Here is a 13,497-nt window from a genome sequence, read left to right as displayed (position 1 = left end):
CGCCGGGGCCTCCGGTTGGCGGTGCCCAGCAGCCGCATGAAGGCGGACACCAGGACCATGCGGACGAGGGTGGCGTCCATGAGCACGGCCAGCGCCAGGCCCGGACCTCGCTGCCGGTGAGCAGGAGCAGCAGCACGAAGGTGATGACCGGCGATCCTGACGAGAGCCAGCACCGGTTTCGGCGCCCGCAGCGCCGGTGCGATCGGTCTGCCGATCATGGCGTGGCCCCGTCGTGGTGTGTGCAACCTCTCGATGATGCACGGAGACAATAGGATTCAGCCGCGGCGGCGACCGGGGTCAGCCGAGCACGGCGGCACGCAACATGCCCTCCGGCACGCCGAGTCCCTCGATCAGGGTGAGCGCCCGCGGCCGTAGCCGATCGACGAGTTCGTTGACGCCGCGGCGCACCGCCTTGGCCCGCTCCACGGACATGAACCGGTGCATGATGTACCAGGCCTGGTTCTGCTCGATGGTCCAGTAGACGTACAGGTCGCACACGGAATCGGCGAGGGCGCGCGAGTCCGGGTCTTCGATCTCCGCGATGCCGTCGATGAAGGTCTCCAGCACCAACCGCTCGATGTGCGCGGTGCCGGCGGCGAGGATGTGGTCCTGGGCATTGTTGAACGCCTCGAAGGGCCCGGTCTCCTCGGCGCGGGCCTGGAGCCGGTGTGCGGCGGTGCGGACCAGGTAGTCCTCGCGATCGGCGAACAGCTGCAACTGGACCGACCGCCAGGACAGGTCGCCCTCGTCGACGGACTCGTCGCTGCGGTCGCGCAGGCGCTGGATCATCTGCCGCACACCGGATCGTTCGCGCACCACGTCGCGCGCCATGGTGGCCGCGAAGCGCACCCAGCCGAGGGCGTCGAGGTCGCGCACCTCATCGGCATAGGCAGTCAGCAAGTCTTTGGCTACCAGCTGGGTGAGGACCACATTGTCACCTTCGAAGGTCGTGAACACGTCGGTGTCGGCCTTGAGGGTGACCAGGCGGTTCTCGGTGAGATAGCCTGCGCCGCCGCAGGCTTCGCGGCATTCCTGGATCGCCTGGGTGGCATGGCGGGTCTGGGCGACCTTGAGTCCGGCGGCGCGGTTCTCCAGGGCGCGCTGGGCGCGCGGGTCGGTGGCCTGGCCGGTCTGCACCAGGTGCATGCGGTGTACGAGATCGTTCTGTGCGAAAGCCAGTGCGTAGGAACGGGCCACGAGCGGTAGCAAGCGGCGCTGATGGCTGCGGTAGTCCAGCAGCACCGTCTCCTCGCCGGTGTCGGGGTCGGCGAACTGGCGGCGCTGCTCGGCGTAGCGGACGGCGATGCTGAGCGCGACCCGTGCGGCCGCGGCGGCGGCGCCGCCGACACTGATGCGGCCGCGCACGAGGGTGCCGAGGGTGGTGAAGAAGCGGCGGCTGGGGTTCTCGATCTCGGAACTGTAGGTGCCGTCCGGTGCGACATCGGCGTAGCGGTTGAGCAGGTTCTCCCGCGGAATCCGCACCTGGTCGAACAGGATTCGGCCGTTGTCGACGCCCGGCAGGCCGCCCTTGAGGCCGCAGTCGGAGGTGGTCACCCCGAGCAGGTCGCTGCCCGCCTCGTCACGGATGGGCACCAGGAAGCAGTGCACGCCCTTGCTCTCGCCGCCGGTGATCAGCTGCGCGAAAACCGCTGCCACGCGGGCGTGTTCGGCCGCGCCGCCGATATAGTCCTTGCGGGCCGAGAGAGTCGGGCTGTGCACCACGAACTCCCGGGTCGCCGGATCGTAGGTGGCGGTGGTCTCCAGGTTGGCGACATCGCTGCCGTGCCCGGTCTCGGTCATGGCGAAGCAGCCGAGCAGGCGCAGCGGAATCAGTTCGTCGATGTACTCGCGGTGGCGCTCGGTGCCCAGGTTCTCGACCGCGCCGCCGAAAAGACCCCACTGCACACCGCTTTTCACCCACAGCGACAGGTCGGTGTAGGCCAGCATCTCCAACGCGGTGACCACCGCTCCCGGGTCACCCGGGCTGCCGTCCGGGTGACGGAAGCCTCCCTCGACCCAGCCGAAGGAGGCGACCAGCTGCATCTGTTCCAGCACGCGCGCCCGCGCCGCCTTGATGTCGAGGGCGGGGTCGCCGTAGAGGCGATCGTCGTCGAGGATGCCCCGCGCTCGTTCGCGCACGTCACGCCAGGGGCCGTCGAGTGCCGCGCGTAGCTCGTCCGCAATCGAAACGCCGCTCGTCGCCATACTCGAAAACACTACTGCCCTGGGCCTGCTCGCCCCGGTGATCTCTCGCACCCGTGTACGTTTCTGTATGTGAGCACCGATGTGGCTACCGAGTCGGAGGCGCCCTCCGGGCTACGCGCCCGGTGGCGGCGGATGCTGGACGGAGCAGTGGACCGGCTGGTCGCGGACCGCCGCGCGACCGTCGACGCCGTGGTCGAGGCGCCCGCCCCGGTGCAGCCGATCGACCTCACCGATGACGCGACGGTCACCGAGGTGATGGATCTGGCCGAGCGGGTGGGCGAGGTGGTGCTGGCGTCCGGCACCGCGGTCATGGACACCACCACTCAGATCGAATTCATCGCCGCCACCTACGGCCTGTCCAAATGCGATATCGACGTCACCTACAACTCGATTCGTATCTCCGCCGACCGGGGACCGCGGCTGCCGCCTTACAGCACCATGCGCGTCGTGCACTACAGGTCGCTCGACTTCACCCGCCTCGCGGCGGCCGACCGGCTGACCCGCCGCATCCGCCGTGAACTGGTGCCGCCGCAGGAAGCGCTCGCGGCGCTGGACGAGATCACCTCCGCGCCGCATCCGTATCCGCGGTGGCTCGCGACGGTCGGCTGGGCGGTCATGGCCGCGGCGGTGGCGCTGCTGCTCAACGGCGGACTGCTCGTTGCCCTGCTGAGCTTCGCGGCCACCACCATGATCGATCGCACCAACCGCGTCCTGAATCGGCGCGGTCTGCCGTTCTTCTTCCAGCACATGGTGGGCGGCATCATCGCCACCGTGCCCGCGGTCCTGGTCTCCACCTTCGCCAAGAGCCTGCATCTGGACCCCGCGCTCATCATCGCCGCCGGAATCACGGTGCTGCTGGCCGGTTTACAGCTGGTCGGCGCGGTCGAGGACGCCATTACCGGCGCGCCGATCACGGCGTCGGCGCGCATGCTGGAAGTGATCATGATGACCGGCGGCATCATCGCCGGTATCGCGTTCACCCTGCGGGTGGCGGAGGTGTTCGAGGCGACGGTTCCGATAGCCGACATGACCTCGACCCGCGATTTGACCAATCTGCCGCTGAAGCTGTTCGCGGGCGCGCTCACCTCGGCGGCCTTCGCGCTCGCCTGCTATGCGGAACGGCGGGCCGTCGCGGCGGCGGCGTTCAGCGGTGCGGCGGCCACAATCGTTTATCTGCTGGTCCAGCATTTCGGATTCGGCCCGATCGTGTCGTCGGGTGTGGCGGCCACGGTGGTGGGCCTGGCCGGTGGTCTGCTGGCCCGCCGCGCCCTGACTCCCCCGCTGGTGGTGGCGGTCGCGGGGATCACTCCCCTGCTTCCCGGTCTGCGCGTCTATCGCGGCCTCTACGCGCTGCTCAACGACGAATTGATCGTCGGGCTCAACCAGTTGTTCAGTGCGTTCGCCGTCGGCCTGGCGCTGGCGGCCGGTGTCACCCTGGGCGAGTGGATGGCCCGCGATCTGCGCCGGCCCCGCATCGTGAAGCGCATGGGCTCGCTGCGTCGTCCACGGCTCAGCTCCGGGTGATCACAACACGGCGATCCGACATGGCCTTTTCACCACGATCCATACTCGTTTTCTATCGCTAAATCACGTTTCCGAATTCACTTATTGTATTCTGATACAACGCTTTTCACTCCTCGTGATCTTGACTGCTACCGTGCAGTATGACCACGAGAGGCCCGCGTGACCGCGATGTCTTCGCGCTATGGGGAAAACTCGTAGCCAACCACCGTTTTCTCGTTCTGGGCATCGTGGCGGCCGCCCTGCTCGGTCTCGGCGGCTACGCCTGGGGTTTCGAGAGCCGACTCAGCGCGGGCGGTCTGGATGATCCGAACTCGGAGTCCGCGCAGGCCGCGGTGCTGGCCGCCAATGCGTTCGGGCCGAACCACGCCGCCGATGTGATCGTGCTCTATCAGGCGCCCGACGGGAAGACCGTCGACGATCCGGACGTGAGCCAGCCGATCGTGGACAGCCTCAACGGGCTCGCCCAGCGCTTCCCGAACGACATCACCGGCGTGTACGCCACGTACTGGCCCGAGGTCTCCGCCATCCGGGGTTCCTCCGCGGCCTTCGCCACCAAGGACCGGACCCGCGCGGTCGCCTCCGTCGCGCTGAAGGACGATGCCGCCACGACCGTGAAGGACGCGTTCTCGATTCCGGGTATCAAGGTGTACGTCGGTGGCCTGCAGCCGGTCTCGACCGCCCTGACCGACACCATTTCGGCCGATACCCATCGCATGGAACTGCTGGCCATTCCGGCGGTGGCGGTGCTGTTGTTCTTCATCTTCGGCGGTGTGGTCGCCGCGGCGCTGCCGCTGCTGATGGGCGTGCTGACGATTCTGGGCGCGAACGGCATCGTCCGGGCGATCACCAATGTGACCGAGGTGAATTCCTTCGTGGCGCCGGTCGTTTCGATGATCGGCCTGGGTCTGGCCATCGACTACGCGTTGTTCATCGTGAGCCGGTTCCGCGAGGAGGTGGCCGCCGGATACGACACGCCCGCCGCAGTGCGGCGCGCGGTGATGACCGCGGGCCGCACGGTGTTGTTCTCGGCCACGATGATCGTCGCCAGCCTGGGCGGCATGCTGCTGTTCCCGCAGGGTTTCCTCAAGTCCATCGCGTACGGCGCGATCGCCACCGTCACGCTGGCGGCGCTGACGGCCGTCACGATTCTGCCCGCCATGCTGGCGATCCTCGGGCCGTGGGTGAATGCCCTGGGCATCAAGCGATTCCGCCGTACCGATTCGGCGCAAGAGGTGGAGCAGGGCTTCTGGGGCCGGTCCACCAGCTGGGTGATGCGGCATCCCCGCGAGATCACCGCGGTCCTGATCCTCGGATTGCTGGTACCGATCGTGCCGGTCCGCAATATCGCCTTCGGCGGCTTCAGTGAGAAGTATCTGCCACCGGACAATACGACTCGCGTCGCCCAGCAGCAGATCGACACCTATTTCCCGCTCCGCAAGCCCGACCCGATCGAGTTGCTCATCAACGCCAGTGACAGCACCGAGGTCGGCCCCTTCATCGAACAGGCGAGTCGCGCTCCCGGGCTGGTCACCACCGGGCTCTCGACCGGTTTCGAGATTCCGACCCGCTCCCAGACGCAGCCGAATGTCTATCGCACCCAGGCGTATCTGATCGATTCCACCAAATACGACAAGACCATCGACTATCTGCGGGCGCTGCCGGTCCCCGACGATATGACCGTGCTGGTCGGCGGCGTGCCGACGGTTCAGCACGACGCCATCGCCGCGCTGCTGAAGCGGCTGCCCCTGATGATCCTGCTGGTGCTGGCCATGACCACGCTGCTGATGTTCCTCACCTTCGGATCCCTGGTCCTCCCGCTGAAAGCCGCCTTCATGAGCGTGCTCGGCCTGGGGTCCACACTCGGCATCCTGACCTGGATCTTCACCGAGGGCCACGGCGCGACCCTGTTGAACTTCACCCCCCAGCCGATTCAGGCGAACATCCTGTTCCTGATCATCGCCATCATCTACGGCCTCTCCACCGACTACGAGGTTTTCCTGGTGTCCCGCATGGTCGAAGCCCGCGCGCGTGGCGCGACCACCGAGGAGGCCATCCGCTCCGGCACCGCCCAGACCGGCCGCATCATCACCGCCGCCGCCATGATCCTGCTGGTGGTCACCGGCGCCTTCGCCTTCTCCGACCTGGTCCTCATGCAGTACATCGCCTACGGCATGATCGCCGCCCTGATCATCGACGCCACCGTCCTGCGCATGCTCCTGGTCCCCGCCACCATGAAGCTCCTCGGCGACCGCGTCTGGTGGGCGCCGGCCTGGATGAAGCGCATCCAGCAGCGCATCGGCCTGAGCGAACCCGTCCTGCGCGACGAACCCGCCCACCTCCGCGCAGAATTGGCAGACGCCCGAAGCTGATTCATCCCAGGTCCCGACGTCATGATCGAAATCCAGGCCCTCCGCCCCGACGATTGGCCCCTCTGGCGCGAGCTGCGACTGCGGGCCCTCGCCGAATCGGCGTCGGCCTTCGGTTCGACCCTCGCCGAGTGGAGCGGCCCCGGCGACACCGAAAAGCGTTGGCGCGCCCGGCTGACCGATGTCCCCCTCAACTTCATCGTGCGTTTGGACGGCACACCCGTAGGGATGGCAGGCGCCTACATCCGGGACGACGATGCGGCAGAACTGATCTCGCTGTGGGTCGCCGAGTCGGCTCGCGGCCGCGGGGTGGGCGACGCGGCCGTGCGTGCGGTCGTGGGCTGGGCGGGCCGGCGCGACGTCGTGCTCTCGGTCAAGTCCGGCAACGACAGTGCGATCGCCCTGTATCTCCGCCACGGATTCGTCGACGCCGGACCATCACCCGACGACGACTGCGAACGCTTCATGCGCCGCGCCCACTGAAAAGTGGGCTGATCAGTCGGCGACGAGACCGATGCCGCGGCCGATGTCGGCGAGGGTGGAATCGAAGAGGACGTCGGGGTGGCTGACCGGGATGGGGTAGTTACCGAAGACCTCGAGGGTGACGTGGCCGTAGAGGCGGGCCCAGAACTGGATCATGACGTAGCTGACACCGAGATCGAGTTTTTCGGCGGGGAACTTCTGGCCGGAGTCGGCGAGAACCCGCAGCAGGTCGGTCTGGAATTTGACGAGGTCGTCGCGGAGTTCGGGCGGGATGAGGGCCGTGGGCGGAGTGACGACGTCGTAGTCGGTGAGGAGGCGGCCGGCGGCGCCGAGGAAGATGCGGCCGACCGGTTCGCCGAATTGCTGCATGGCGCTGGTGATTCCGGCCCCGACCGGGGAGGCGAAGACCAGGGTGAATTCGCGGGAGTGGGTGAGGGCCCAGCGGCGGAAGCCGCGGCAGATGGCGAAGAAGCGGACGCCCGCGTCGTCGGGGAGACCCTCGATGGCGGCTTCCAAATCCTTTGCCAGATCGGCGCATACGTCGGTGCGGACGGCGGTGACGAGGTCGTCGCGGGATTCGTAGTACCGGTACAGCGCGGGAGCGGTGATGCCCAGCTCCCGCGCGATGGCCCGCAGCGTGATCGCGTCGGGCCCCTGGTCGACCAGCAGTGACCGCGCGACGCGCCGGATGTCGGCGTCGCTGACCGCCGGCACCCGGCCGCGTCGGCGAGGTTCACTCATGCTGACTCCATATTTTGAAAGAACGGGCCCCTACCGGATTACGCACACTACCTCCTCGGGGCCCGGACGCTCATTCGTACGCGACTTCCCAGCTCTTGATGCCGTTGAGCCAGCCCGAGCGCAGACGCACCGGCTCGGAGATCTGGTGCAGGTTCGGCATGACGTCGGCGATCGCGTTGAAGATCAGATCCAGCTGCAGGCGAGCCAGATTCGCGCCCACGCAGTAGTGGGTGCCGGTACCGCCGAAGCCGACGTGCGGGTTGGGGTTGCGCAGCACGTTGAACTTGTACGGGTCTTCGAAGTAGTTCTCGTCGAAGTTGGCCGCGCTGTAGAACATGCCGACGCGCTGGCCCTTCTGGATCAGCTGGCCGCTGAGCTCGACGTCCTCGATGGCGGTGCGCTGGAAGGCGATGACCGGGGTGGCCCAGCGGACGATCTCGTCGGGAGCAGTGCGCGGACGCTGCTCCTTGTAGAGCTCCCACTGATCCGGATTGTCCACGAAGGCTTTCATGCCATGTGTGGTGGCGTTGCGGGTGGTCTCGTTGCCGGCGACCGACAGCAGGATCACGAACCAGGCGAACTCGTCCGACGCCAGCGACTCGCCGTCGATGTCGGCCTGCAGCAGGGTGGAGGCGATGTCGTCCATCGGGCAGGCGCGGCGCTGCTCGGCCAGGTTCCAGGAGTAGCCCATGACCTCGGCGGTGGCGACCTTGTGGTCACCGTTGAACTCGGGGTCGTCGTAGCCGATCATCTGGTTGGACCAGTCGAAGATCTTGCCGCGGTCTTCCTGCGGGATGCCGATGAGCTCGGCGATGGCCTGCAGCGGCAGCTCGCACGCGACCTGCTCGACGAAGTTGCCGGAGCCGTTCTTCTTGGCCTCGTGCACGATTCGCTCGGCGCGCTCGCGCAGCGCGTTGCGCAGCGACTCGATGGCGCGCGGGGTGAAGCCCTTGGAGATGATCCGGCGCAGCTTGGTGTGGCGCGGCGGGTCCATGTTCAGCAGCAGGTAGCGCTGCACCTCGATCTCTTCGCGGGCGATGTCGCCGTAGAAGCGGATGACCGCGGTGTTCTCCTCGTTGGAGAAGGTCTCCGGGGTCTTGGAGATCTCCTTGATGTCATCCATCTGGGAGATGGCCCAGTAACCGCCATCGTCGAAGCCGGTGAGGCCATTGGCCTGCGGCACCCAGAAGGGCTTGGCCTGCTTGCGGAGTGCGGCGAACTCTTCGACCGGCAGACGCTGCGCGAGCAGGTCAGGGTCGGTGAAGTCGAAACCGGTGGGGATGGACGGCGCGGACACGGAACCTCCTTTGGAACACGTTCGACAACGAGTGAACCACACCACACCGGGGTTTGTGAACACGTTTTACTAAAACCCGTTCACTAGATTCCGCCGGACCGGAAACAAGACGCGCCCGCTGCGAGGAAGGCAGCAGGCGCGGCGGTTTCGGAATTAGCGGTCAGTACGCTCCATCACCCCTGGTCACTGTGCCAATCGTCTTGGCGATCAGGAGCAGGTCCAGGACCATGGACCAGTTCTCCACGTAGGACAGATCGAGGCGCATGGCGTCCTCGGGGGTCAGATCCGACCGGCCACTGACCTGCCAGAGACCCGTGACGCCGGGTTTCACCAGCAGGCGGCGGCGCATGACGCCGTCGTAGGAGTCGACCTCGCGCTGGACCTGGGGACGCGGGCCGACGATGCTCATCTCGCCGCGCAGCACGTTGAAGAACTGCGGGAGCTCGTCGAGTGAGTATTTGCGGATGACCTTGCCCACCGAGGTCACCCGCGGATCATCGCGAACCTTGAAGAACAGCGGGTTGCCGCCGTTGCTCTCGATGAGCGCGTTGATGTGCGCCTCGGCGTCGGCGTACATACTGCGGAACTTGATCATCCGGAAGGGCCGCCCGTCCCGGCCGATCCGCTCGGAGAGGTAGAAGATCGGACCGCGACTGGTGACCTTCACCGCGAGCGCGATGACGGCCAGCGCCGGGGCGATGGCCAGCAGGGCGGCGCAGGCGAAGCAGAAGTCGAAGACGCCCTTGCGAATCGACTTCGCGCGGTCGTACTGCGGCTTCTCCACGTGCAGCATCGGCATGGAGGCGACCACCCGGTGGGTGAGCCGGGTGCCGGCGATGTCCACCAGACCCGGTGTCACGATCAGTTCGGCGCCCAGTTCGTCCAGCTCCCAGGCCATCCGGCGGAAGTCGGCCGGGCCGAGGTTGTCGGTGGCGGTGACCGCGACGGTGTCGGCCCCCGTTCGCCGGACCGCCTCGATCACGGCGTGATCGCTTGCGACAACCGGGATCTCCCGTCCGCCCACCTCGAGCGCGGCGTCCGCGAGCGCTCCCTCGTCCCGGGTGCACATCCCGATCACCTGATATCCCGAGTCACGATCGCGGGAGAAGGCCGCGACCATGGCCCGCGCCGCCTCCGGGCTGCCGACCACCAGCATGGCGGTGCGGTAGTGACCGCGGGCGCGGCGCCCGGCCACCCAGCGCCGCCAGATCCGCCGCTCCACCATGAGACCGATCATGCCGAGCGGCAGGGCGATGGCGAGATAGCCGCGAGCGATGTCGACCCGAAGCAGCAGCGAAACAATGGCTATCCCACCGAACAGCTTCAGGGACGCGGCCACCACACGCCGGTATTCCTCTGTGCCACTACCGATTACGCGCGGCGACCGGGTGCCGCCGAGGGTCAGCGTGATCGACCACGCCAGGGCCAGCATGGCCGACACCATGGTGTAGCGAACTTCCAGTGGCAACTGGGAGGCCAGGGGCGGCTCGGCTCCCGCGCCGCCGAAGCGAATCCATTGGGCAAATCCGATGGATAGAACTAAAACGATTAAGTCACTAATAAACAGCCGACGCGCGTAATCCGCTTGCCAGCGTTCACGATCCGAGCGCGGCTCGGGACGTGGAGGCCGATGCGCGCGCACGGCGCGACCGGCAGAAATTTCGTAACTCATGAAACGAACGCACCTCCCCCACGGGAGAACTCGGTTCCGATCCCCGCTGATCAGTTCCACGACGGGCTGACGCCGGCTTCCCAAGGGCTTTCAGGACCATGACAACCGATGTGGCCGACGAGTGTTTCGGTGGCCAGATGCCGAATGTTACACAACCACGGTGGCGCGCAGGATGTAACCCGTAGGGCCCCAACGTTTCCGAAAAGTAACGGGTTTCGTGACGACCAGTTCCCCGTACCGATCCCCCTATTTCCCCTATTCGCAAAATCGCAGGTTGAACTACGCAAGATCCACCGTGTGAGCTGGTCGAAACCTTTGCACTGCAAGGCTCGAGCGTTTGCCGATCGGACGCCAAGTTCTGCGGGTCGCAGAAATCCACAAGTTTTGGCACCATCGGTCACTCGCCGGGCACCGGAACACCACGCAATCCTGTTGTAACGTAAGGCCGGACCGAGCCGACCACAGGTCATCCGGAGCTGCGCGGGCAGCCCGAACTCGGTGAAAGGTGGGGAACTTCGTGCAATGCCGTCTTTGCCACTCCGATCGTCTGCGCAGCGTTCTCGATCTAGGCGCCACACCGCCGTGCGAAAAATTTCTCACCGCCGACGAACTAGACCTGTGCGAACCGACATATCCCCTGCACCTGAGGCTCTGTGAAAACTGCTTGCTGCTGCAGATTCCAGCGCTCATCACACCGGAGGAAACGTTCACGGAATATGCCTACTTTTCTTCATTTTCGGACAGCTGGGTTCGGCATGCAAAGCACTTCGTAGATCAGGCAATCACACAGCTAAATCTGACCGATAATAGTTTCATTATTGAGGTGGCGAGTAACGACGGGTATCTCCTCCAGCACGCCGTCGCCGCCGACATCCCGTGCCTGGGCATCGAACCGTCGGTGAATGTCGGTGCGGCAGCACGCGACAAGGGCGTACCCACCGAAACCGCCTTCCTCGACGAGGACCTGGCCGCCCGGGTGCGCGCCGAACGCGGACCGGCAAACCTGGTGGTAGCCAACAACGTTTACGCCCACATCCCCGACCTGCTGGGGTTCACCAGGTCACTGCGTGCGCTCATGGCCGAGGACGGCTGGCTGTCCATCGAGGTGCACCACGCGCTCAACCTGGTAGCGCTGGCCCAGTTCGACACCGTCTATCACGAGCACTTCCAGTACTACACGCTGCTGTCGGCCCAGCGGGCCCTGGCCACCGCCGGCCTGGCCGTGGTCGACTGCGAACTGATTGGCACACACGGCGGTTCACTGCGCGTCTGGGCTCGCCCCGAAGGCGTGAGCACCCCCAGCACCCGGGTTGCCGAGGTGTTGCAGTTGGAGGCCGATGCCGGTCTGCACGAGGTCGCCGGTTACCTCGAACTGCGACCCGACACCGAGCAGGTGCGCCAGGATCTACTGCGATTCCTGCTCGACGCCAAGACATCCGGCAAGCGCGTGGTGGGCTACGGCGCCCCCGGCAAGGGGAACACCCTGCTCAACTACTGCGGCATCCGCACCGACCTGCTGGAGTACACCGTCGACCGCAACCCCTACAAACACGGACGGTTCACACCCGGCACCCGCATTCCGATACATGAACCGGAGCGGATCGACGCCGACCGCCCCGATGTGGTGCTGGTGCTGCCCTGGAACCTGGAACGGGAGATCACCGCGCAGCTGCGCCACGTCACCGACTGGGGTGGCGAGATCGTCTACCCGCTCCCCCACCTTCATCATGCGACGCTCGACGACGCCGCCGCATCCACTCATGCAGGAAGGCAAGCGAAGTGAAGGTCGTACTGTTCTGCGGCGGTTACGGCATGCGGATGCGCAACGGCACCGAGGACGTGATCCCCAAGCCGATGCAGATGGTGGGCCCGCGCCCGCTGATCTGGCATGTCATGCGCTACTACGCGCATTTCGGGCACAAGGACTTCGTGCTGTGCCTGGGTTACGGCGCCGCGCACATCAAGAACTTCTTCCTCACCTACCAGGAGTCGGTGTCGAACGACTTCGTCATCCGCGGCGGCAAAGTGGAGCTGCTGCAGTCCGACATCAGCGACTGGACCATCACCTTCGTCGACACCGGGGTGGAGTCGCCCATCGGTGAGCGGCTGCGCCGGGTGCGCGATCACCTCGCGGGCGAACGGTACTTCCTGGCCAACTACGCCGATGTGCTCACCGACGCCCCACTGGACGAGATGATCACCCAGTTCCAGCATTCCGGGGCCGCGGCCGCCATGATGATCGTGCCGCCGCAGTCCTCGTTCCATTGCGTGGACGTGAACTCGGCCGGAGAGGTCAAGAACATCACCCCGGTCTCGCAGCTGCCGATCTGGGAGAACGGCGGCTACTTCGTGCTGACGCAGGAGATCTTCGAGCATCTGCCTGCCGGCGGGGATCTGGTGGAGGACGCCTGCGGCGCGCTGGCCGCGCAGGGCCGGCTGTTCGGCTATCAGCATCACGGGTTCTGGAAGCCCGCCGACACCTTCAAGGAGCGCGCCGAGCTGGATAGCGGCTATCTACAGGGCGACCGCCCGTGGATGGTGTGGGAGCAGCGCACCGCATGATCCGACTCGACACCGATGCGATCACCGAGATCGCGCTGCTGGCGGCCCACTGCGACGATCTCGCCATCGGGCTGGGCGGGACGCTGCTGACACTGGCCGAGGCCGTGCCGGGCCTGCGGGTGCGGGCGATGGTGCTCGCCGGCGCGGGCACCGAGCGCGCCGAGGAGGAGTGGGCCGCGCTCGAATCCTTCTGTCCCGGTGCGGATCTGGAGCTGCGGATCCTGGACGTGCCGGACGGTTACGCGCCCGCGCACTGGGCGCGAGTCAAGGACGCGGTGGGCGCGCTGCGCCGCGACAGCGCGGCCCAGGTGGTGTTCGCGCCGCAGCGCGGGGACGCCCATCAGGACCACCGGCTACTGGCCGAGCTGGCGCCCACCGAGTTCCGCGATCACCTGATCCTCGGCTACGAGATCCTCAAGTGGGAGAACGACACCCCGCAGCCGGCGGTGTTCCATCCGCTGCCCGCGGGCTGCGCGGAGCGCAAAGCCGCGCTATTGGTGAAACACTATCCCTCACAGCGCAATCGGGACTGGTTCGATGAGCAGTCCTTCCTGGCCCTGTCCCGGCTGCGCGGGGTGCAGTGCCGCGCCCAGCACGCCGAGGCGTTTCTGCTCGAGAAGGCCACCATCACTTTCGGAGGTGCATAA

10 protein-coding genes are annotated in these 13,497 nt (G+C 66.4%); 6 read left to right on the top strand and 4 right to left on the bottom strand.

Annotation, left to right across the window (positions count from 1 at the left end; all coding sequences use genetic code 11):
* Nucleotides 1-297: 297 nt before the first annotated feature.
* Nucleotides 298-2,205, bottom strand: coding sequence for an acyl-CoA dehydrogenase (locus ABZ909_RS05270; RefSeq protein WP_356996374.1), 1,908 nt, complete (start codon nt 2,203-2,205; stop codon nt 298-300).
* Nucleotides 2,206-2,337: 132 nt separating this feature from the next.
* Here ABZ909_RS05270 and ABZ909_RS05265 point away from each other — a divergent pair, with 132 nt between their 5' ends.
* The 3 genes from ABZ909_RS05265 (at nt 2,338) to ABZ909_RS05255 (ending at nt 6,578) form a co-directional block, all read left to right on the top strand.
* Nucleotides 2,338-3,729, top strand: coding sequence for a threonine/serine exporter family protein (locus ABZ909_RS05265; RefSeq protein ID WP_356996849.1), 1,392 nt, complete (start codon nt 2,338-2,340; stop codon nt 3,727-3,729).
* Nucleotides 3,730-3,869: 140 nt separating this feature from the next.
* Nucleotides 3,870-6,098, top strand: a complete 2,229-nt coding sequence (locus ABZ909_RS05260; RefSeq protein WP_356996373.1) for an MMPL family transporter — start codon at nt 3,870-3,872, stop codon at nt 6,096-6,098.
* Nucleotides 6,099-6,119: 21 nt separating this feature from the next.
* Nucleotides 6,120-6,578, top strand: a complete 459-nt coding sequence (locus ABZ909_RS05255; protein ID WP_356996372.1) for a GNAT family N-acetyltransferase — start codon at nt 6,120-6,122, stop codon at nt 6,576-6,578.
* A 12-nt stretch (nt 6,579-6,590) separates the two neighbouring features.
* On the opposite strand, the gene ABZ909_RS05250 is transcribed toward ABZ909_RS05255, so the two are convergent.
* The 3 genes from ABZ909_RS05250 to ABZ909_RS05240 form a co-directional block, all read right to left on the bottom strand.
* Nucleotides 6,591-7,319, bottom strand: a complete 729-nt coding sequence (locus ABZ909_RS05250) for a TetR/AcrR family transcriptional regulator (RefSeq protein ID WP_356996371.1) — start codon at nt 7,317-7,319, stop codon at nt 6,591-6,593.
* A gap of 70 nt (nt 7,320-7,389) precedes the next feature.
* The gene (locus ABZ909_RS05245) at nt 7,390-8,616 is read right to left on the bottom strand and encodes a cytochrome P450 (protein WP_356996370.1); all 1,227 of its coding nucleotides are present in this window, start codon (nt 8,614-8,616) and stop codon (nt 7,390-7,392) included.
* Between the two features lie 160 nt (nt 8,617-8,776).
* Nucleotides 8,777-10,288, bottom strand: a complete 1,512-nt coding sequence (locus tag ABZ909_RS05240) for a sugar transferase (RefSeq protein ID WP_356996369.1) — start codon at nt 10,286-10,288, stop codon at nt 8,777-8,779.
* Nucleotides 10,289-10,805: 517 nt separating this feature from the next.
* On the opposite strand from ABZ909_RS05240, the gene ABZ909_RS05235 reads away from it, so the two are divergent.
* Genes ABZ909_RS05235 through ABZ909_RS05225 form a run of 3 tightly spaced genes read left to right on the top strand, consistent with a single transcriptional unit; the run spans nt 10,806 to nt 13,497 of the window.
* A complete protein-coding gene (locus tag ABZ909_RS05235; protein WP_356996848.1) occupies nt 10,806-12,071 on the top strand; it encodes a class I SAM-dependent methyltransferase in 1,266 nt (421 codons plus the stop codon).
* On the top strand, nt 12,068-12,850 hold the full coding sequence (locus ABZ909_RS05230; protein ID WP_356996368.1) for a sugar phosphate nucleotidyltransferase: 783 nt from the start codon (nt 12,068-12,070) through the stop codon (nt 12,848-12,850). Before ABZ909_RS05235 ends, ABZ909_RS05230 begins: the two co-directional genes overlap by 4 nt.
* Nucleotides 12,847-13,497, top strand: coding sequence for a PIG-L family deacetylase (locus ABZ909_RS05225; RefSeq protein ID WP_356996367.1), 651 nt, complete (start codon nt 12,847-12,849; stop codon nt 13,495-13,497). The genes ABZ909_RS05230 and ABZ909_RS05225 overlap by 4 nt, the downstream gene beginning before the upstream one ends.

It is taken from the genome of Nocardia sp. NPDC046763 (genome assembly GCF_040645495.1).
Lineage (GTDB): Bacteria > Actinomycetota > Actinomycetes > Mycobacteriales > Mycobacteriaceae > Nocardia.
The sequence above is the reverse complement of the archived record's forward strand: the minus strand, read 5'-3'. Positions and strand labels throughout refer to the sequence as shown.

Coding starts and splice junctions, on each gene's coding strand:
- ABZ909_RS05270 (WP_356996374.1), bottom strand. CDS start 2,205: ATGGCGACGAGCGGCGTTTCGATTGCGGACGAGCTACGCGCGGCACTC.
- ABZ909_RS05265 (WP_356996849.1), top strand. CDS start 2,338: ATGCTGGACGGAGCAGTGGACCGGCTGGTCGCGGACCGCCGCGCGACC.
- ABZ909_RS05260 (WP_356996373.1), top strand. CDS start 3,870: ATGACCACGAGAGGCCCGCGTGACCGCGATGTCTTCGCGCTATGGGGA.
- ABZ909_RS05255 (WP_356996372.1), top strand. CDS start 6,120: ATGATCGAAATCCAGGCCCTCCGCCCCGACGATTGGCCCCTCTGGCGC.
- ABZ909_RS05250 (WP_356996371.1), bottom strand. CDS start 7,319: ATGAGTGAACCTCGCCGACGCGGCCGGGTGCCGGCGGTCAGCGACGCC.
- ABZ909_RS05240 (WP_356996369.1), bottom strand. CDS start 10,288: ATGAGTTACGAAATTTCTGCCGGTCGCGCCGTGCGCGCGCATCGGCCT.
- ABZ909_RS05225 (WP_356996367.1), top strand. CDS start 12,847: ATGATCCGACTCGACACCGATGCGATCACCGAGATCGCGCTGCTGGCG.